Raw genomic sequence first — 18,865 nt, 5'->3', positions numbered from 1 at the left:
TGAGTCCGGCTAGACCTAGCTCCCGCTGACCTCCAGTACCGCGGCCAGCTCGACCAGCTTTGCCTCGTGCTCGTTGGCGTGGTGTTGGCAGAACAGGAGTTCGGCGCCGAAAGGCAGCTTGGCGCGTACGCGAGCTGTTGCACCGCAGCGGTCATGCTTCGTCAGCGCGCGACTTGTCAGAGTTGCATTCACTGGCTTCTCCGTTCTCGATGTATCCACTGTCTCAAGACGTTTGGCGTTTTCGCGTTGTTCCCCGATCGTTATCGGGTGTGTTGTTTCTCACGGGCTGCTCACGGGCTTCTTGGGGGTATCTGGAGGGTCTCTTGAGGGTCGTAGTACCCGCTTTTCGCGGGCGCCTACACTGACCTCTTTGTGGTCCCGTCTGCTGGCGCTTTGGTGCACATTTGTGCGGCCGACGAGTGGTCTCGCGCCCATGAGCGAGGAGCCATCGATCCCCCACTGTCCGGTGCCGACGGCGCCGCCGCGTTCATCCATTTGTCGGCACCCGAACAGGTCCACCTGCCGGCGAACCGGCTTTTCCACGGGCGCCGGGATCTGGTTTCTGCTACACGTCGATCCGACCCGGCTGACCGCGCCCGTGCGCTGGGGAGCAAGGCGTGCCGTCGGATCTCACTGGGATGCTGTTCCCGCATCTGGACGGGCCGCTGCGGTGACGGCTGTGAAAAGTGTCACCGTTTATTCGCCGGGGCCCGCGGGAGACTTCCCCCGCTGGCCGCTTTGCCGGACCCGATGTAAGTGTCGGCTTCACGCGGCGACTCCGACGAGACCAGTGTGCGGTTGTCTGACATATGCTCACCGTACGGTGGCGCGATCGACGCAGCTGGTTTTTGGCGGGTGCAGGCTTACGGCGAAAACGCTTGCGCGGCAAGCGATTAGCGAACGGTTAGTCCAGATAGTCGCGCAGTACCTGCGAGCGGCTGGGGTGGCGCAACTTTGACATCGTCTTGGACTCGATCTGGCGGATGCGCTCGCGGGTGACGCCGTAGACCTGACCGATCTCGTCGAGGGTGCGGGGCTGGCCGTCGGTGAGGCCGAAGCGCAAGCGTACTACGCCTGCTTCGCGCTCCGAGAGGGTCTCGAGCACCGACTGCAGCTGGTCTTGCAGCAGTGTGAAGGACACGGCATCCACCGCGACGACCGCCTCGCTGTCTTCGATGAAGTCACCGAGCTGGCTGTCGCCCTCGTCGCCGATGGTCTGATCCAGTGAGATGGGTTCACGCGCGTACTGCTGGATCTCCAGCACTTTCTCCGGCGTGATGTCCATTTCCTTGGCCAGTTCTTCGGGCGTGGGCTCGCGGCCCAGATCCTGCAGCAGCTCACGCTGAATGCGCCCCAGCTTGTTGATCACTTCGACCATGTGCACCGGGATACGGATGGTGCGGGCCTGGTCGGCCATGGCGCGGGTGATCGCCTGGCGGATCCACCACGTGGCGTAGGTCGAGAACTTGTAGCCCTTGGTGTAGTCGAACTTCTCGACCGCGCGGATCAGGCCCAGGTTGCCTTCCTGGATCAGGTCGAGGAAGGCCATGCCGCGGCCGGTGTAGCGCTTGGCCAGCGACACCACCAGTCGCAAGTTGGCTTCCAGCAGATGGTTTTTCGCCCGGTCGCCGTCGCGGCAGATCCACATCATGTCGCGGCGCTGGGCGGCGGGCAGCTTGTCGCCGCGTTCGGCGAGTTCGGCCATCAGCTGTGTGGCGTACAGGCCCGCCTCGATCCGCTTGGCCAGCTCGACTTCTTCCTCGGCATTGAGCAGTGCCACCTTGCCGATCTGCTTGAGGTAGGCGCGCACCGAGTCCGCGGACGCGGTGAGCTCGGCGTCCTTACGAGCCTGGCGCAGCGCTTCGGACTCGTCTTCGTCCCACACGAAATCGCCGGACGCCTTGTCCTTTTCGGAGGGTTCGGCGATCTCCTCGTCGTCTTCGGCGGGCGCCTTGACCGCGGCCGGCTTCGCCGCGGCAGCGCCCTCCTCGGCGCCCGCCTCGAGGTCGGCATCGTCGGCCGCGACGTCGTCGTCTTCGAGGTAGTCGAGGGCGAGGTCGGTGTCGATGTCGAGGTCCTCGACGGGGTCACCTTCGAGGTCGGGCTCGCCGTCGAGGTCCTCGACGATGCTCTCGTCGACGACGTCCAGGTTCTCGTCACCCTTGGCGGCTTTGGTGCCGCGGCCCGGGGCCGCCTTGGCGGTGCGGGTCTTCTTGGCGGCGCCGGCCTCGACGGTGGCGTCATCGTCGGCGGACTTGGTGGTCCGGCCCGAGGACTTCGTCGCTCGCTTCGCCGGAGCGGTGCCGTTCGCGGCTTTTGCCGCGGGCCGCTTGGCGGGAGCTTTGGTGGCGGTGCGCTTCACCGGCTCTTCTGTTGCCGGGCTGGTCTTAGTCGCTGCCACTTACACCCCTTCGGTTTGGACTCACTTTCGGTGGGTTTAGGCATGGCGAAACCGAAAGTGTCTGCAATGTCGAATGTCGGCGTTGGTATCAGCGTGACTCGCACTCTTTCTGTCGGGCGGTCGCCGTGCACCATTGTAACGATAGTGTGCGCTTGTACCGCCCTAGCGGGGAAAATCAGTGCTTTACGTCGGCGGTCGCGGCCATCGCGGCGCCGACGATTCCGGCAGTGTTGAGCAGCGCAGCCGCCACCACCGGGGTGCGGTTTTCCAGCAACGGCAGCCACTGATCGGCCTTCCGGCTGATGCCGCCGCCCGCGATGATCAGGTCCGGCCAAATCGCGTTCTCGATCGCGCTCAGCACATTGGTGACCTCTTTGGTCCAGTGCCTGTAGCTCCATTCGTTCTTTTTTTTGACCGCCGCCGCCGCCCGCTTCTCAGCCTCTTTGCCCCCGACTTCCAGGCGCCCGAATTCGGTGTTGGGAATCAGTTTTCCGTTGTGGATCAGTGCCGACCCGATACCGGTGCCGAAAGTGAGCAGCACCACCAGGCCCGAGTTGTCCTTGCCGGCGCCATAGCGTTCCTCGGCGAGTCCGGCGGCGTCGGCGTCGTTGAGGACGGTGACGTCCTGGCCGTCCAGCTTCGCTCCGATCACGTCGCGCGCGTTGGTGCCGATCCACTGGCGGTCAACGTTGGCGGCGGTCCGCACGATGCCGTTGGTGACCACTCCGGGATAGGTCACCCCGAGCGGGCCGGTCCAGCCGAATTCCTTGACGACTGCGGCGACGGTGTCCACGACGGCCGACGGGGTGGCCGGTTGCGGGGTGGGCAGTTTGACGCGGTCGCCGATCAGCAGCCCGGTGTCCAGGTCGACGATTCCGCCCTTGATGCCGCTGCCACCGACATCGATACCGAATCCGCGCCGCTGCGGTGGACCGGTGGTTGCCCCGGGGGCGGGTGTGTCCGTGGCCGAGTCGGTGCTGGTCATCGACGTCTCCTTGGCGAGATCTGGGCTGGTTCACATGGTTCACACCATAGCTGGTGGCGCGGCGGTTGCGGCCCTGGCAAGGCCGGGAACAGCCGGGATGAGCCGCGGGCGGTCCGCGCCGCCCCGGGGCTGTGATGCGATAGAGCGGTGACGCGACGCGAGGACCAGCCAGCGCTGCTGCGTTCGGTAGCCGAAACATTGGCAGTCGAAGCCGCGGAATTCGTCCGGTCGCGACGCGCCGAGGTGTTCGGTGCGGACGCGGCCTGGACCGGCGACGGGGCGGTGCGCGCCAAGAGCACGCCGACCGACCCGGTCACCGTGGTCGACACCGAGACCGAACGGCTGCTGCGCGCCCGGTTGGCCGAATTACGGCCTGGCGAACCGATTCTCGGCGAAGAGGGCGGCGGGCCGGCTGACGGCGGCGGCGACGGGGTCACCTGGGTGCTCGACCCGATCGACGGCACGGTGAATTTCGTCTACGGCATCCCGGCCTACGCGGTGTCGATCGCCGCACAGCGCGGCGGCGTGTCGGTGGCCGGTGCGGTCTCCGACGTGGTCGGGTGCCGCGTTTATTCCGCGGCCCAGGGGCTGGGTGCGCATGTGCTCGACGGGCGGAGCACGCACGCGTTGCGCTGCTCCGGGGTCGACAAGTTGTCAATGGCCTTGCTGGGCACCGGGTTTGGGTATTCGACCACCCGGCGCACCGCCCAGGCGGCGCTGTTGGCCGAGCTGCTCCCGTTGGTTCGCGACGTGCGTCGCATCGGTTCGGCGGCGCTGGATCTGTGCATGGTCGCGGCGGGCCTGCTGGACGCCTACTACGAACACGGGCTGCAGGTGTGGGACCGTGCGGCGGGCGCGCTGATCGCCGTGGAGGCTGGGGCGCGGGTGGTGGTACCGCCGCCGGAGGCGGCGGTCGGGTCGCCCGGATCGGTGGTGGTCGCGGCCGCGCCGGGCGTCGCCGACGAGCTACTGGCGGCCCTGCAGCGATGCGACGGCCTGGCGCCGATCAGGGATTGATTCAGCAGCTGCTGGCGTGAATCTTCTGCAGCAGCGAGGGATCTGGCGATCCGGTCGCGCCGGGGCGCAGGCTCGCCAGCACCGAGTCGATGTCGTCGTTGTGAGCCAGCGCGGTGAACTCCGTGCCGATGGCCAGGTCGACGGAGTCGTCGGCGCGGTTGTCGTTGAACAGCTCGCTGCACGGGGCGACCAGCCACACCGCGGCGGCGGCGGCCTGCCCGGCGGTGCCGAACCGGATCTGACCCTGACAGCCGAGGCGGGTGCCGGCGTAGATCGGGTCGTTGGCGGCGGTGGGCTGTGCGAAGCCGAGGTCCTTCATCGCACCGGCGACTTCACCGGCTTGTCCGCCGCGGCCGCTGGCGTTGAGCACGCGGACCTTGGTGTCGCTGAGTTTGGCGGGGGTGACATCGACCATCGCGCTGCGTGACATCTGCTCACCGAGTTGGGCCGGCGTGGCGGTGCCGGTCGGCTGTGGGGGCGGATTGCAGACCTCGGCCTCGCGCACGTTCGTGGGCCGCGTCAGTGCCACCGTCCACGCGATACCGGTGATGACCGCGAGGAAAATCAGCACGATGATGGCCGGCCGGGGATTGCGGCGGCGAAACGGCCGACCGTGCTTGTCAAAGGCTGTACCGTCGGTGATTTGGGCGACCACAGGTGCACTCTAGCTGCACACTAAATCCACTGTTTAAAGCCAAATAGGGGGCCAATCCGGGGGTGTGAGGTAAATCACAACCCATCCAACCCGGATCCGGGCACGAATCGTTTGGTGGATGCGTTCGACCGCTGGTACAAAGCTTTGCTTGAGGTAACGCAGGCATGTGAGGGGATTGGACAATGCCTACCGACTATGACGCTCCACGGCGTACAGAAACCGACGACGTTTCGGAGGACTCGCTGGAGGAGCTCAAGGCACGGCGGAACGAAGCAGCGTCGGCTGTCGTCGACGTTGACGAATCCGAATCCGCCGAGAATTTCGAACTGCCTGGCGCTGACCTGTCCGGGGAAGAGCTGTCTGTTCGGGTCATTCCGAAACAGGCTGACGAGTTCACCTGCTCCAGTTGTTTTTTGGTGCAGCACCGCAGCCGGCTCGCCAGCGAGAAGAACGGCGTGATGATCTGCACCGACTGCGCGGCCTGATACCCGCGCAGGCTTGTCAGGGCCTGTTCGGGCCAGTCAGGGCCGACAGCACCCGCTCCGGGTGCCGGCAGCTCACCAACCAGTACGGCGTCGGGTCATCGGGGTCGTCGAGGACAATCAGAATCAGTGGTCCCACCCATGCGCGATGCACGACGTATGCCGCAGGATCGAGTTGACGGCCTAGTGCCGCCGACTTGGCGGACGGCGCTATCTCCGCGGATCGGGAGATGACGGTGACCGGCAGGTGCGCGTCGCCGACCCAGAGCTGGACCACACCGTCGTCAGCGGCGGTGACCCAGATTTCGACGCGTCCCAGCCACAGCAGCGCTCCGGTGGCCACCACGAACAGCATCACGAACGGCAACCAGTCAGGTAGAGTCCGGACGCCGAAATTGACCTCGACGGCGATCAGCGTTGCCAGCGCGAAGGCCGGTGGCCACCACCACCAGGGGACCCACAGCCGTTCGCGATATCGCACGCTGTGCGGCGCGAGGCGCGTACCGGACACGCGGTCAAGGGTAGTCTGTGGCCCCGTGTCGACCAGTCTGGCGGTTATCCTCCTCGACCCCGAGCTCCCGCTGCCCAGCCGCGCCCACGACGGCGACGCGGGGGTTGACCTGTTCAGCGCCGAAGACGTCACGCTGGATCCCGGGCATCGCGCCCTAGTCCGGACAGGCATCGCCGTGGCCATTCCGTTCGGGATGGTCGGCCTGGTTCATCCCCGCTCGGGATTGGCTGCGCGCGTTGGTCTTTCGATCGTCAACAGTCCCGGCACCGTCGATGCCGGCTATCGCGGTGAGATCAAGGTTTCGCTGATCAACCTCGACCCGTCGGAGCCGATCGTGGTGCACCGCGGCGACCGCATCGCCCAGTTGCTGGTGCAGCGGGTCGAGCTCGTCGAGCTGGTGGAAGTGTCTTCGTTCGACGAGGCCGGGCTGGCCGAAACATCCCGCGGCGAGGGTGGTCACGGCTCCTCCGGCGGACACGCGAGTTTGTGAGGCGCTGGCGACGATGCACTGCGAACTGATGAAAAGGGGGCGCCGATGGCTGCATTACGTAAACGTTCGGGCAGCGACGACACGTTCGGCCGCGAGCCGGTTACCGAAGCCGCCGATCCGGTCGACGACGAGTTCGACGAGGAGCTGGAAGGCCCGTTCGACATCGACGACTTCGATGACCCGGCGGTCGCCGAGTGGGAGCGCCTCGATCTGGGTTCGGTGCTCATCCCGATGCCGGAGGCGGGCCAGCTGCAGGTCGAGTTGACCGAGACCGGCGTGCCCAGCGCGGTGTGGGTGGTGACGCCCAACGGCCGGTTCACCATCGCCGCGTACGCCGCGCCCAAGACCGGAGGCCTGTGGCGCGAGGTCGCCGCCGAGCTGGCCGAGTCGCTGCGTAAGGATTCGGCTCAGGTCAGCATCAAGGACGGTCCGTGGGGCCGTGAGGTGGTCGGCACCGCCTCCGGGGTGGTGCGCTTCATCGGGGTGGACGGTTACCGCTGGATGATCCGGTGCGTCGTCAACGGCACCGTCGAGAGCATGGAGGCACTCGAGGCGGAGGCGCGAGCGGCGTTGGCCGACACCGTAGTTCGCCGCGGCGACACCCCGCTGCCGGTCCGCACACCGTTGCCCGTACAGCTGCCCGAACCGATGACCGAGCAGCTACGCCAGGCCGCCATGCAGCAGGCCGCCGAACAAGCCGGCACCGAACAGCCACTTAGTGAGCCGGCCGCGCGTCGCAGCGCGGAGGGCTCGGCGATGCAGCAGCTGCGCACCATCACCGGCGGTTAACCCGCAACTCGACCGTCGAGTGTGCGCCGACGGTGTCGAATGTGCGTCCGTGCCGTTGAATGTGCGTTCCGGGCGTGGACACGCCGGGACATCGCGCCGTCAGCGCACTCGGAAATCCGTCAGTGCACACCGGAAGCCGTGACGGCCTTAGGCGTCGGCCAGCGCGGCCAGACAGGCGGCCCCGAGCGTGGCACTGTCGGCGCCTATCTGATCAAGCGTCACCGTGCGCAGGGCCGCGCGCGGCGCGGCGGCCACCCAGTCCACCCCGACCTGCAGCGGATGAATCGGATCGTCGACGGCGGCCACCACGCCCAAAGGCGCCGTTAGACTGTGGAGTTCGTCACAACTGGGCGCGACGTAAGCGGCCGCTTCGTCCATCGCGTCGGGCAGCGACGGCCACTGCGCCCGCCAGGACCGGGTGAGCTCCTCAGCCAGCCAGGACGGGCTGGACGCGTGCATCTGCGCGGTCGTCGCGGCCAGCCCGTCGACCCGCAGCGCGGTGGCCGAATACCGCGCCGCCAGGGCTGCCGGCGCCGCTTCGGGTGCCCCGGCCCAGGCCGGCAGCGCGGCCAGCACCGCGACCGCGTGGCCCGGGTTTTCCAGCGCCCACGCTGCTGCGACGGCAGCGCCGATAGAGATTCCGCCGACTGCGATCCGGCCCGCGCGCGCGGCCTCGTCCAGGGCGGACAGGTACACGTCGATCAGCCGGTCCGGCCGTGAGACGGGGGTCAGTGGACGGGCGCCGGCGGCGCGCAACGGCCCGGAAAATGCCCGGTCGACATAGGCATCATCGGACCCGGTTCCGGGGAGCAGCACGGTTGGGACACCGCGCAGATCGACAGCCACGCCTCGATCCTGCCCGGCCTCCGGGGCGTTGAAAAATCGCGTTTGGTTCATGTTGGCGGTTGGGAACCAAGAGGCCTACGGTGTCCGTTGGCATACAAGAGGTCTACGGTGTCCGTTGGCATAGATGAAAGTACCGCAGCTTTATCGGATATTGTCAGGAGTAGCCATGGGGGCTCAAAGGTATTTGCGCCGCCTCACTCGTCGGTTGACAGAGGACCCGGAGCAACGCTATTCCGAAGAGCTGTCGGACGAAGTCGCGAGCACCGGGGCGCAGCGGGTAATCGATTGCCAACGTGGCCAGGAGGTCACGATGGTCGGTACGTTGCGCAGCGTGGAATGTAACGGCAAGAACTGCGCAGGCGGCGTCAAGGCCGAGCTGTTCGACGGCAGCGACACCGTGACTCTGGTCTGGCTGGGCCAGCGTCGCATCCCCGGCATCGACTCGGGCCGCACGCTGCGGGTGCGCGGCCGGATGGGCAAGCTGGAGAACGGAAACAAGGCCATTTACAACCCGCACTACGAAATTCAGCGTTGAGTCTTCCCGGCAACACGTTTCCCCGCATCAGTCCGGACCGTCTGCTCAACCAGTTAGGCGGCGTGAGTGGTGTCCTCTACTCGTCGCTGCCCGTCGTCGTGTTCGTAGCGGTGTCCAGCGTCGCGGGTCTGCTGCCTGACATCGGCTCGGCGCTGGGCGTGGCCTGACTTGTGTTGGTATGGCGGCTGATTCGACGTGATTCAACTCATCCGGCGTTTTCCGGATTCGTCGGTGTCGTGGTCTGCGCGCTGATCGCCTACGTCGTCGGCGTGTCCAAGGGGTACTTCCTGCAGGGCATCTGGATGTCGCTGCTGTGGGCGGTGTCCGTGGCGATCCGCGCCGGCCGCTCGTCGGCTACGCCTGGAGCTGGGCCGGCGGACGCGACCGGGGCTGGCTCAAGGTGTCGCGGGCCGTGTACGCGTTCGACATCGCCACGCTGTGCCGGGTGCTGGTCTTCGTCGCCCGGTTCGTGGTGCAACGGCTGTTCTACGACGCCAATCAGACCGGCTGGCTGGCCGCGGCGTATCGGGATGGGCTGGCCGCTGACCGCCCTGGTGACCTACGCGGCGATCAAGGCCGCACAGCGTGCCCTGGCCGGCGTCGAGGACGACTTGGATCCGGCGGTCCGAGCCGACCACCGTCGGCGATTAACTCGGCGGCGGTGCGGACGGCAGCAGCAGCTTGCGCAGGTCCTCTTCGACCTCGGTGACCGCGACGAACAGCAGCTCGTCGCCGCCCTCGAGCGGCTCGTCGCCCTCCGGCACGATGACCCGGGCGCCGCGCAGGATGGTGACCAGCGCGGCGTCGCGGGGCAGATCGAGCCGACGAACGGGCTTGCCGCCCCACGGCGTGTCGTCGGGCAGGGTGATCTCGACCAGGTTGGCCTGACCCCGCCGGAATTCCATCAGCCGCACCAAATCGCCTACGGCGACGGCCTCTTCGATCAGCGACGCCAGCATCCGCGGGGTGGACACCGCCACGTCGACACCCCAGGCGTCGGTGAACAGCCATTCGTTGCGGGGGTCGTTGACCCGCGCCACCACCCGCGGCACCGCGAACTCCGTCTTGGCCAGCAGGGACAGCACCACGTTTGCCTTGTCGTCGCCGGTCGCGGCGACCACCACGTCGAAACCCTCCAGGTGCACCGACTCCAGCAGGCTCAGTTCACAGGCGTCGCCGAGGCGCCAGTGCGCCGCCGGGATCGCGTCGCCGATGACGTGATCGGGATTGCGCTCGATCAACGTTACGTCGTGGTTGTTCTCGAGCAGCTCGCGAGTGACCGAGCGGCCGACCTCCCCCGCCCCGGCGACAACTACCTTCATCTGCGCCGATCCTTCGTCGCGATCGGCCAGCTGGGGCTCAATGCCCCGCCCCCGAATCGATGTCCTCGGCGGGCGGCAGCGCCGCAATGGCCACCGCCTCGGCCGCGCGGCCGGAGATGGCGGCGATGTAGACCTGATCACCGGCCTGTAGGACGGTCTTCGGCTCGGGCAGGATGCCGGTGCCGAACCGGATCAGAAACGCCACCCGCGCGCCGGTGGCCTGCTCGAGATCGGTGGCCCGGCGCCCGACCCAGTCCTCGTGCAGGACCACCGCGGCCACCGCGACGGTGCCGGTAGGGTCGCGCCACTTGGCGGTCTCGCTCTCCCTGGTCAGCGCGTTGAGCAGGCGATCGGTGGTCCACGGCACGGTTGCGATGGTCGGGATGCCGAGGCGTTCGTACACTTCGGCGCGTTTGGCGTCGTAGATGCGGGCCACGACGCGTTTGACGCCGAACGTCTCGCGCGCCAGCCGCGCCGAGATGATGTTGGAGTTGTCTCCGGAGGACACCGCCGCGAACGCGTCGGCCTCCTCGATGCGCGCCTTCAGTAGCACATCACGGTCGAATCCCTGACCCAGCACCCGTTCCCCGGCGAACTCGGGACTCAACCGGTTGAACGCGGCACTGTCGCGGTCGATCACGGCCACATCGTGGCCGATGCGAGACAAGCCGTCGGCCAAGGACGAGCCCACTCGGCCGCAACCCATAACAACCACCCGCACGTAAAGTCCTCTCGGCCGGGTCCTGTCTGTAGTCATTCCAATCGGCAAACTCAGTTGGCCAGCCGATTTCGTTGACAACCTTCTCGCCCACGGAACGCTACCGGCATGGCCCGTTACGCTTACTCTTGGCTCTCGTGTCCAAACTTTCAACCGCAGCTCGCCGGTTGCTGATCGGTCGGCCGCAGCGGAGCGACCGGCTGAGCCACACCCTGCTGCCTAAGCGTATCGCCTTGCCGGTGTTCGCCTCGGACGCGCTGTCCTCGGTGGCCTACGCCCCCGAGGAAATCTTTCTGATGCTCTCGGTGGCGGGAGCAGCCGCTTACGCGCTGACGCCGTGGATCGGGCTCGCGGTGGCCGCGGTCATGTTGGTCGTGGTGTCCAGCTACCGGCAGAACGTGCACGCCTACCCGTCCGGCGGCGGCGACTACGAGGTGGTCACCACCAACCTCGGCGAGACCACCGGCCTGGTGGTGGCCAGCGCCCTGATGGTGGATTACGTTCTCACGGTTGCGGTTTCGACTTCGTCGGCGATGGCGAACATCGGTTCGGCGGTTCCGATCGTGGCGCACAACAAGGTGTGGTTCTGCGTGGTCGCCATCTTGTTGGTGATGGCGCTGAACCTGCGCGGGATCCGGGAGTCCGGGGTAGCGTTCGCGATCCCGACCTACGCCTTCATCGTCGGCATCGTCGTGATGATCGGCTGGGGTTTGTTCCGGATCTTCGTGCTGGGCAACCCGCTGCGCGCTGCGTCGGCCGGCTTTCAGATGCACGCCGAGCGCGGCCAGATCGTCGGTTTCGCGTTCGCCTTCCTGCTGGCCCGCTCGTTCTCGTCGGGCTGTGCGGCGCTGACCGGTGTCGAGGCGATCAGCAATGGGGTGCCCGCGTTTCAAAAACCCAAGTCGCGCAACGCCGCAACGACGCTGCTGATGCTCGGCGCGATTGCGGTGACGCTGTTGATGGGCATCATCGTGCTGGCACAGCAGATCCACGTGCAGGTGGTCGACGACCCCGCCACCCAGCTGTCCGGAGCCCCGGCCAGATACCTGCAGAAGACTCTGGTCACGCAGCTGGCCGAGACGGTGTTCGGCGACTTTCGCATCGGGTTCCTGCTGATCGCCACGGTCACCGCGCTGATCTTGGTGCTGGCCGCCAACACCGCATTCAACGGCTTCCCGGTGCTCGGGTCGGTGCTGGCGCAGCACAGCTACCTACCACGCCAACTGCACACCCGCGGCGACCGGCTGGCGTTCTCCAACGGCATCCTGTTCCTGTCGGCGGCGGCGCTGGCGTTCGTCATCGCCTTCCGCGGTGAGGTGACCGCGCTGATCCAGCTCTACGTCGTCGGGGTGTTCATCTCGTTCACGCTGAGCCAAATCGGCATGGTCCGGCATTGGAGCCGCCTGTTGCACACCGAGACCGATCCGTCGGTGCGGCGCAAGATGAATCGTTCGCGTGCGGTCAACACGGTCGGCTTGCTGTCCACCGGCGCGGTGCTGTTGGTGGTTCTGGTCACGAAGTTCCTTGCCGGGGCGTGGATCGCGATCGTCGCGATGAGCGCACTGTTCGTCGTGATGAAGCTGATCCGCAAGCACTACGACACCGTCAACCGCGAGTTGGAGGAGCAGGCCGCCACCCAGCGCGACGTGGTGTTGCCCAGCCGTAACCACGCCCTGGTGCTGGTGTCGAAGTTGCACCTGCCGACATTGCGGGCGCTGGCGTATGCGCGCGCCACCCGGCCCGACGTACTCGAGGCCCTGACCGTCAGCGTCGACGACGCCGAAACCCGTAAGCTCGTGCACAACTGGGAAGAAAGCGAAGTCAGCGTGCCGCTCAAGGTGATCGCCTCGCCCTACCGGGAGATCACCCGGCCCATCCTCGAGTACGTCAAACGGGTCGCCAAAGAGTCGCCACGCACCGTGGTCACGGTCTTCATCCCGGAGTACGTCGTCGGGCACTGGTGGGAGCAGCTGCTGCACAACCAGAGCGCGCTGCGGCTCAAAGGCCGTTTGCTGTTCATGCCCAAAGTGATGGTCACTTCGGTTCCGTGGCAACTGAATTCGTCGGGGCGTCTCAAGACGCTGCAACCGCATGCGGCGCCCGGCGACGCGCGCCGCGGGATCTTTGATTAACCCGACGCGGCGAGGGATATGTAGTGCGGTCCGAGGCGTCAATAGCGGAGCTTTCACTGGTCACTGGCGCACCCGCCAACGGGGGCAGCTGTGTGGCCCATCACGAGGGGCGGGTGGTGTTCGTGCGCTACGCCCTGCCCAACGAGCGGGTGCGGGTGCGAGACACTGCGGATCGCGGATCCTATTGGCACGCAGAGGTTCTCGAGGTGATCGAACCGTCGGCGGACCGGATCTATTCGCTGTGCCCGATCGCCGGGGTGAACGGCGCCGGCTGCTGCGACCTGGCGTTCGCCGCCCCCGAGGCGGTTCGGATACTAAAATCCCAGGTCGTGGCCAACCAGCTGGAACGACTGGGCGGCCATCACCGGAGCGGTGAGGCCGAACCGCTGTCGGATTGCGCCGCGACGGGCTGGCGCACCCGGATGCGTCTGGAGGTCGGCGCGGACGCGCGGCCCGGCATTCACCGTTACCACAGCGACGCGCTGGTCAGTGATCTGCGCTGCGCGCAGCTGGCGCCGAGAATGCTGGACGGGCTGGTGCAGGCCTGTTCACCGGCGGACCCGACGCCGACCGCGCAGCTGCACGTCGCCGTCGACGACGACCGCCGGCGTCATGTGGTGTCACGCTGCGCCACGGCGGTCGGACAAGGGCCAACGTGGTGCAGGGCGACTACCAGGCCACCCAGAGGGTGGGCGCGCGGAGCCGGCAGGTGCCGGTGACCGCGTTCCGGCAGGCGCATCGCGACGCGCTACGGATGTACAGTGCGCTGGTCGCCCAGTGGGCGCAACCCGGCACCGGCATGGGGGTGTGGGACCTCTACGGCGGCGTGGGGGTTTTCGCCGCCACCCTGGCCGACGCGGTCGGGGAGTCCGGCCGGGTGCTCACCGTCGACACCTCACGAGCCTCGACCCTGTCGGCGCGGGCCGCGCTGGTCGATCTGCCGCAGGTCGACGTCGTCACCGACTCAGTCCGCCGCGTGCTCTCAGCGCAACCGACCGGTGCCGACGTGGCGGTGCTCGACCCGCCGCAGTCCGGCGCCGGCCGCGAGGTCATCGACATACTCGCCGCCGCCGACGTTTGGCGGGTGGTGAACATCGGTTGCGAGGCAGCATCTTTCGCCCGCGCCATCGGCCTCTACCTCAGTCACGGTTACACGGTCGAGAATATCAGGGTGTTCGACGCGTTCCCGCTGACCCACCACATCGAGTACGTCGCGCTGCTGACCCGGGTGGGCGCGTCGTGAGCGAGACGCTGCGCTACGCGGCGCTCGTGTTGTTCTGCAGCGCGGTCGGTTTGGCCGCCGTGCTGGCGAACCGTCTGACCGAGCGGGTGAAGGTGCCCGTGCCGCTGCTGGTGCTCATTGGCGCCGCCGTCGCGGTGCACGTGCTGCCCGCCGTGCAGGCACCGTCGGAGCTGGCGGTGGAGCGGGTGATCACCATCGTGCTGGTGCTGGTGCTGTTCGACGGCGGTATGCAGATCGGGCCGGCACGGTTCCGCGCGGCCGCCGCCCCGATCCTCTCGCTCGGCGTGCTGGGTACGGCGCTGACCGCCGCCGGGGCGGCGTTGATCGTCCACTACGCGTGCGGCGTCGGCTGGTTTCCGGCGGTGTTGGTGGCCACGGCCGTGGCGCCCACCGACCCGGCGGTGGTGTTCTCGGTGCTGGGCAAACGCGAGATCCGGGGCCGCAGCAGCGCCATCCTGGAGGGCGAGTCCGGCGCCAACGATCCGGTCGGCATCGCGCTGATATCCAACCTGATCGCGGCCGGCGGCCTGACCTCGACCGGATTCGCCAGTGTGGGAACGCAATTCGTGGCGCAGACGGCGGTCGGCCTGGCCGTCGGGGTGCTCGGCGGGCGTGCCCTGCTGGTCTTCATGCGCCGGGTGGCGCTGCCGAGCGAAGGCCTCTACGCGCTGCGCACGCTGGCGTCGTGTACGATGCTGTACGGCATCGCCACGCTGGCGCACGGCTCGGGATACCTGGCCGTGTTCGTCGCCGGTATCGTCATCGGTGACGCCCGCGCGCCCTACAAGCCGGAGATCAAACGGTTCCACGGCGCCCTAGCCGGGCTGGCCGAGATCGTCGCGTTTGCCGTCCTGGGTCTGACCGTCGACCTCACCGTGCTGGCCCGGGCGGACGTGTGGGTGCCTGGGGTCGTCCTCGGCGTGACGCTGACCCTGGTGATCCGGCCGGTGGCGGTGGGCGCCTGCCTCCTGCCCGTGCGGCTACAACATAACGAACGCATCTTCGTGATGCTGGCCGGGCTCAAGGGCGCGGTGCCGATCCTGCTCGGTGAGTTCTTGCGGGCCGCGCACATCGCCGATGCCGAGCGCCTGTACGGGATCTTGGTGGTGGTCGTCATCTTCTCGGTGCTGGTGCAGGGCAGTGCGGTGCCCGGACTGGCGCGGCTGTTGCGGCTGCCGATGCGCACCGTCGAGACCCGGCCGTGGCAGATCGGCGTCCGGCTCGCGGACGAACCGGAGGGGGTACACCGGTTCAGCGTGGCCCGTGGGTCTGCCGCCGAACGGTGCACGGTCGGGAGCCTCGGCGACCGCGTCGGCGACATCTGGGTGAGCATCGTGGTCCGCGCCACCGGGCTGGTGGTGGTGCGCGGCGACACCAAACTGCAGGCCGGCGACGAGGTCGTTATCCTGGCCGATCCCGAGCTGCGCGACAACCTGGCCGAACTGTTCGGTGCCCGGTAGGTCAGGCGCTTGCCCGGTGTTCTTGCGGGCGCTGCGTACACTGGCGGGATGCTCGAACAGATCCGCGGGCCTGCTGATTTGCAGCACCTGTCGCAACGGCAGCTTCGCGAGCTGGCCCAGGAGATTCGTGAGTTTCTGATCCACAAGGTCGCGGCCACCGGCGGCCACCTGGGCCCGAACCTCGGTGTCGTTGAGTTGACGCTGGCGCTGCACCGGGTGTTCGACTCGCCGCACGACCCGATCATCTTCGACACCGGTCACCAGGCCTACGTGCACAAGATGCTGACCGGGCGCTGCCAGGACTTCGAGACGCTGCGCAAGAAGGGCGGGTTGTCGGGGTATCCGTCGCGGGCCGAAAGCGAGCACGACTGGGTGGAATCCAGCCACGCCAGCGCCGCGCTGTCCTACGCCGACGGTCTGGCCAAGGCGTTTGAGCTGACCGGGCACCGCAACCGGCACGTCGTCGCGGTAGTCGGGGACGGTGCCCTGACCGGTGGCATGTGTTGGGAGGCGCTGAACAATATCGCCGCCTCGAAGCGCCCGGTGATCGTCGTCGTCAACGACAACGGGCGCAGCTACGCACCCACGATCGGCGGCGTCGCCGACCACTTGGCCATGCTGCGCCTGCAGCCCGCCTACGAGCAGGTGCTGGAAAAGAGCCGCGACGTGATGCGCGCGGTCCCGTTGATCGGCGAGATCTGCTACCACTTCATGCACAGCGTCAAGGCGGGCATCAAGGACTCGCTCGCGCCGCAGCTGCTGTTCACCGACCTGGGGCTGAAATACGTCGGCCCGGTCGACGGCCATGACGAACGCGCGGTGGGGGCCGCGCTGCGCCGGGCGCGCGGCTTCGGCGGCCCGGTGATCGTGCACGTCGTCACCCGCAAGGGCATGGGCTACCCGCCGGCCGAGGCCGACGAGGCCGAGCAGATGCACTCGACCGTGCCGATTGACCCGGCCACCGGCCAGGCCACCAAGGTTCCGGGCCCGGGCTGGACGACGACGTTCTCCGACGCGCTGATCGGCTACGCCCGCAAGCGTCGCGACATCGTGGCAATCACCGCGGCGATGCCCGGCCCCACCGGGCTGACGGCGTTCGGCCAGCGCTTCCCGGACCGGCTGTCCGACGTCGGCATCGCCGAACAGCACGCGATCACCTCGGCGGCCGGGCTGGCGATGGGTGGGATGCACCCGGTGGTGGCGATCTATTCGACCTTCCTCAACCGGGCCTTCGACCAGATCATGATGGACGTGGCGTTGCACAAGCTGCCCGTCACCTTCGTGCTCGACCGGGCCGGGATCACCGGTTCCGACGGTCCCAGCCACAACGGCATGTGGGACATGTCGATGCTCAACATCGTGCCCGGCATGCGGGTGGCCGCCCCGCGCGACGGCGCCCGGCTGCGCGAGGAGCTCGGCGAGGCGCTGGACGTGAACGACGGCCCGACCGCGATACGGTTCCCCAAAGGTGATGTGGGCGAAGATATTCCGGCCCTGGAGCGGCGTGGATCGGGCATTTCGGCCGTCGACATCCTCGCGCTGCCGGCCGATGGGCTTAATCACGACGTGCTGTTGGTGGCGGTCGGGGCGTTCGCCCCGATGGCGCTGGAGGTGGCCAAGCGGTTGCACAACCAGGGGATCGGCGTGACGGTGATCGACCCGCGGTGGGTGTTGCCGGTCTCCGACAGCGTGGTCGAACTGGCGACGCAGCACAAGCTATTGGTGACGCTGGAAGACAACGGCGTCAACGGCGGTGTGGGAGCGGCGGTTTCGGCGGCGCTGCGCAACGCCGAGATCGATCTGCCTTGCCGCGACGTCGGTCTGCGCCAGGAGTTCTACGAGCACGCCTCGCGCGGGGAGGTACTGGCCGATCTGGGGCTCACCGATCAGGATGTGGCCCGGCGGATCACGGGTTGGGTTGCCGCACTGGGCAGTTGCGAATCCGAGACGGAGACCCGCGAGCACCTCGACTAGCCCTTGTCGTCGTCGCGGGGTGGCTGCAGCGCCGTCGCCAGCACAGGATCGACCAGCTCGCGTTGCCACGCCCGCGCCTGGGCGGCGCATAGGAACTCGTCGACCGCCTCGAGCGGGTTGGGCGTGTCTTCCCAGTCCCAGCACAGCCGGCGCACCAGGTCCGGTGTGACCAGGTTCTCGGTCGGCACGTGCACCCGTTCGGACAGCTGCGACAGCCCGGCCCGGGCCGCCTCCAGCCGGGCCGCCGCCTCCGGTTTACGCCTGCTCCACCGGGCCGGCGGCGGCGGTCCGTTCAGCGGTTCGGCGTCCTCCGGCAGCTCGGGGCTCTCGCGCGCGGCCTGCAGCGCGGCCAGCCACATCGCCGCGCTGCGCCGCTGGTTGCGCCCGCCGAACACCGGCAAGGCGGTCAGGTCGTCGACCGTTTTCGGATCGGCGAGCGCGGCGTCGACGATAGCCGAATCCGGCAGGATGCGGCGCGGCGCGATGTCGCGGCGCTGGGCGATGTTGTCGCGCGCCGACCACAACTCGCGCACCGCGGCCAGGGCGCGGCGGTCGCGCACCCGGTGTATGCCCGACGTGCGTCGCCAGCGGTCGCGCCGCGGCGCGGTCTCCTTGCTTCCGGCGTCGCGCAGGTAGTCGAATTCCTCTGCGGCCCAACCGCTTTTGCCTTGTTCGGCCAACACGGCCGAGATCGCGGCGCGCAGTTCCACCAGCAGTTCGACGTCCAGTGCCGCGTAGTTGAGCCACTCGGCGGGTAGCGGGCGTTTGGACCAGTCGGCCGCGCCGTGGCCCTTGACCAGTCCGTGGCCCAGCAGCCGTTCGGTCATCGCCGCCAGGTTCACCCGCTCGAACCCGGCGAGCCGCCCGGCCAGCTCGGTGTCGTACAGCGTGGGCGGGTGCATGCCGACCTCGGCCAGGCAGGGCAGATCCTGATCGGCCGCGTGCAGGATCCATTCGTCGGTGCCGAGCACCTCGGCGACGGGCCGCAGCGCGGTCAGCGGGTCGGCGCCGTGGCTGACCGGGTCGATCAGCACGGTGCCGACCCCGGCGCGCCGGATCTGGATGAGGTAGGCCCGGTTGGAGTAGCGGAAGCCCGACGCCCGCTCGGCGTCCACCGCGAACGGACCGTGCCCGCGGTCCAGCAGTCGCGCGGCGTCGGCGATCTGTTCGACGGTCACCGAGAGCTCGGGTACCCCGTCGGCCGGGTGCAGCAGGGGAGCGGGCGCCGGCTCGGATGCAGCGCCGTTGGAGCTGGAACTGTCGGGCGCGGTGCCGTCGGGCACGGAGATCTCGGGTTCGCGCATA

General features: G+C 68.0%; 17 protein-coding genes and 3 pseudogenes. 11 read left to right on the top strand and 9 right to left on the bottom strand.

All coding sequences use genetic code 11. The annotated features are described in order from the left end of the window. Positions 1 to 15 precede the first annotated feature (15 nt). On the bottom strand, positions 16 to 192 hold the full coding sequence (locus FQ389_RS23070) for a DUF7455 domain-containing protein (RefSeq protein WP_144206398.1): 177 nt from the start codon (positions 190 to 192) through the stop codon (positions 16 to 18). Positions 193 to 372: 180 nt separating this feature from the next. Here FQ389_RS23070 and FQ389_RS19245 point away from each other — a divergent pair. Further along, positions 373 to 745: pseudogene (locus FQ389_RS19245) on the top strand (DUF952 domain-containing protein); the annotation flags it as partial. Positions 746 to 904: 159 nt separating this feature from the next. Here FQ389_RS19245 and FQ389_RS06320 read toward each other — a convergent pair. Together FQ389_RS06320 and ppgK are read right to left on the bottom strand one after the other, a co-directional pair. Beyond that, positions 905 to 2,401: an RNA polymerase sigma factor gene (locus FQ389_RS06320; RefSeq protein ID WP_144206397.1), complete on the bottom strand. Its 1,497-nt coding sequence runs from the start codon at positions 2,399 to 2,401 to the stop codon at positions 905 to 907. A gap of 175 nt (positions 2,402 to 2,576) precedes the next feature. Next, positions 2,577 to 3,386, bottom strand: coding sequence for a polyphosphate--glucose phosphotransferase (gene ppgK, locus FQ389_RS06315; protein WP_144206396.1), 810 nt, complete (start codon positions 3,384 to 3,386; stop codon positions 2,577 to 2,579). 147 nt (positions 3,387 to 3,533) lie between these two features. Between ppgK and FQ389_RS06310 the strand changes: the two genes are divergently transcribed. Next, entirely contained in the window at positions 3,534 to 4,403 is an 870-nt protein-coding gene (locus FQ389_RS06310) for an inositol monophosphatase family protein (RefSeq protein WP_144206395.1), read from the top strand. Between the two features lies 1 nt (position 4,404). Here the strand turns inward: FQ389_RS06310 and cei are convergent, their stop codons facing one another. Next, positions 4,405 to 5,058, bottom strand: coding sequence for an envelope integrity protein Cei (gene cei, locus FQ389_RS06305; RefSeq protein WP_144206394.1), 654 nt, complete (start codon positions 5,056 to 5,058; stop codon positions 4,405 to 4,407). 182 nt (positions 5,059 to 5,240) lie between these two features. On the opposite strand from cei, the gene FQ389_RS06300 reads away from it, so the two are divergent. Further along, complete coding sequence (locus FQ389_RS06300; RefSeq protein WP_036468275.1) at positions 5,241 to 5,543, top strand: DUF4193 domain-containing protein; 303 nt, start codon at positions 5,241 to 5,243, stop codon at positions 5,541 to 5,543. 16 nt (positions 5,544 to 5,559) lie between these two features. Here the strand turns inward: FQ389_RS06300 and FQ389_RS06295 are convergent, their stop codons facing one another. Continuing rightward, positions 5,560 to 6,051 carry a DUF3093 domain-containing protein gene (locus FQ389_RS06295; RefSeq protein ID WP_144206393.1) on the bottom strand — a complete coding sequence of 164 codons (492 nt, stop codon included), beginning with the start codon at positions 6,049 to 6,051 and terminating at the stop codon, positions 5,560 to 5,562. 25 nt (positions 6,052 to 6,076) lie between these two features. Between FQ389_RS06295 and dut the strand changes: the two genes are divergently transcribed. After that, a complete protein-coding gene (gene dut, locus FQ389_RS06290; RefSeq protein ID WP_144206392.1) occupies positions 6,077 to 6,541 on the top strand; it encodes a dUTP diphosphatase in 465 nt (154 codons plus the stop codon). A gap of 45 nt (positions 6,542 to 6,586) precedes the next feature. Continuing rightward, the gene (locus FQ389_RS06285) at positions 6,587 to 7,330 is read left to right on the top strand and encodes a DUF3710 domain-containing protein (RefSeq protein ID WP_144206391.1); all 744 of its coding nucleotides are present in this window, start codon (positions 6,587 to 6,589) and stop codon (positions 7,328 to 7,330) included. A gap of 147 nt (positions 7,331 to 7,477) precedes the next feature. Here the strand turns inward: FQ389_RS06285 and FQ389_RS06280 are convergent, their stop codons facing one another. Further along, entirely contained in the window at positions 7,478 to 8,176 is a 699-nt protein-coding gene (locus tag FQ389_RS06280) for an alpha/beta hydrolase (RefSeq protein ID WP_144206390.1), read from the bottom strand. A 166-nt stretch (positions 8,177 to 8,342) separates the two neighbouring features. Here FQ389_RS06280 and FQ389_RS06275 point away from each other — a divergent pair, with 166 nt between their 5' ends. After that, positions 8,343 to 8,711 carry an OB-fold nucleic acid binding domain-containing protein gene (locus tag FQ389_RS06275; RefSeq protein ID WP_144206412.1) on the top strand — a complete coding sequence of 123 codons (369 nt, stop codon included), beginning with the start codon at positions 8,343 to 8,345 and terminating at the stop codon, positions 8,709 to 8,711. Beyond that, a pseudogene (locus tag FQ389_RS06270) lies at positions 8,708 to 9,316 on the top strand (DUF3159 domain-containing protein); the annotation flags it as partial. The gene FQ389_RS06275 and the pseudogene FQ389_RS06270, both read left to right, overlap by 4 nt. A 42-nt stretch (positions 9,317 to 9,358) precedes the next feature. Here FQ389_RS06270 and FQ389_RS06265 read toward each other — a convergent pair. After that, on the bottom strand, positions 9,359 to 10,033 hold the full coding sequence (locus FQ389_RS06265) for a potassium channel family protein (protein WP_144206389.1): 675 nt from the start codon (positions 10,031 to 10,033) through the stop codon (positions 9,359 to 9,361). A 37-nt stretch (positions 10,034 to 10,070) separates the two neighbouring features. Beyond that, the gene (locus tag FQ389_RS06260) at positions 10,071 to 10,754 is read right to left on the bottom strand and encodes a potassium channel family protein (protein WP_144206388.1); all 684 of its coding nucleotides are present in this window, start codon (positions 10,752 to 10,754) and stop codon (positions 10,071 to 10,073) included. A gap of 134 nt (positions 10,755 to 10,888) precedes the next feature. On the opposite strand from FQ389_RS06260, the gene FQ389_RS06255 reads away from it, so the two are divergent. The 4 genes and pseudogenes from FQ389_RS06255 (at position 10,889) to dxs (ending at position 17,560) form a co-directional block, all read left to right on the top strand. Beyond that, on the top strand, positions 10,889 to 12,883 hold the full coding sequence (locus FQ389_RS06255; RefSeq protein WP_144206387.1) for an APC family permease: 1,995 nt from the start codon (positions 10,889 to 10,891) through the stop codon (positions 12,881 to 12,883). A gap of 41 nt (positions 12,884 to 12,924) precedes the next feature. Further along, positions 12,925 to 14,126: pseudogene (locus FQ389_RS06250) on the top strand (class I SAM-dependent RNA methyltransferase). After that, positions 14,123 to 15,586, top strand: a complete 1,464-nt coding sequence (locus tag FQ389_RS06245; protein ID WP_144206386.1) for a cation:proton antiporter domain-containing protein — start codon at positions 14,123 to 14,125, stop codon at positions 15,584 to 15,586. Before FQ389_RS06250 ends, FQ389_RS06245 begins: the two are co-directional and overlap by 4 nt. Before the next feature lie 48 nt (positions 15,587 to 15,634). Then, positions 15,635 to 17,560: a 1-deoxy-D-xylulose-5-phosphate synthase gene (gene dxs / locus FQ389_RS06240; protein ID WP_144206385.1), complete on the top strand. Its 1,926-nt coding sequence runs from the start codon at positions 15,635 to 15,637 to the stop codon at positions 17,558 to 17,560. On the opposite strand, the gene FQ389_RS06235 is transcribed toward dxs, so the two are convergent. Next, positions 17,557 to 18,864, bottom strand: a complete 1,308-nt coding sequence (locus FQ389_RS06235; RefSeq protein ID WP_144206384.1) for an HRDC domain-containing protein — start codon at positions 18,862 to 18,864, stop codon at positions 17,557 to 17,559. The genes dxs and FQ389_RS06235 overlap by 4 nt on opposite strands. Position 18,865 lies beyond the last annotated feature (1 nt).

The sequence above is a fragment of the Mycobacterium tilburgii genome (assembly GCF_902168065.1).
Taxonomy (GTDB): Bacteria; Actinomycetota; Actinomycetes; order Mycobacteriales; family Mycobacteriaceae; genus Mycobacterium; species Mycobacterium tilburgii.
Note: the sequence above shows the minus strand (reverse complement) of the source record. Positions and strands in the feature narration are given on the sequence as shown.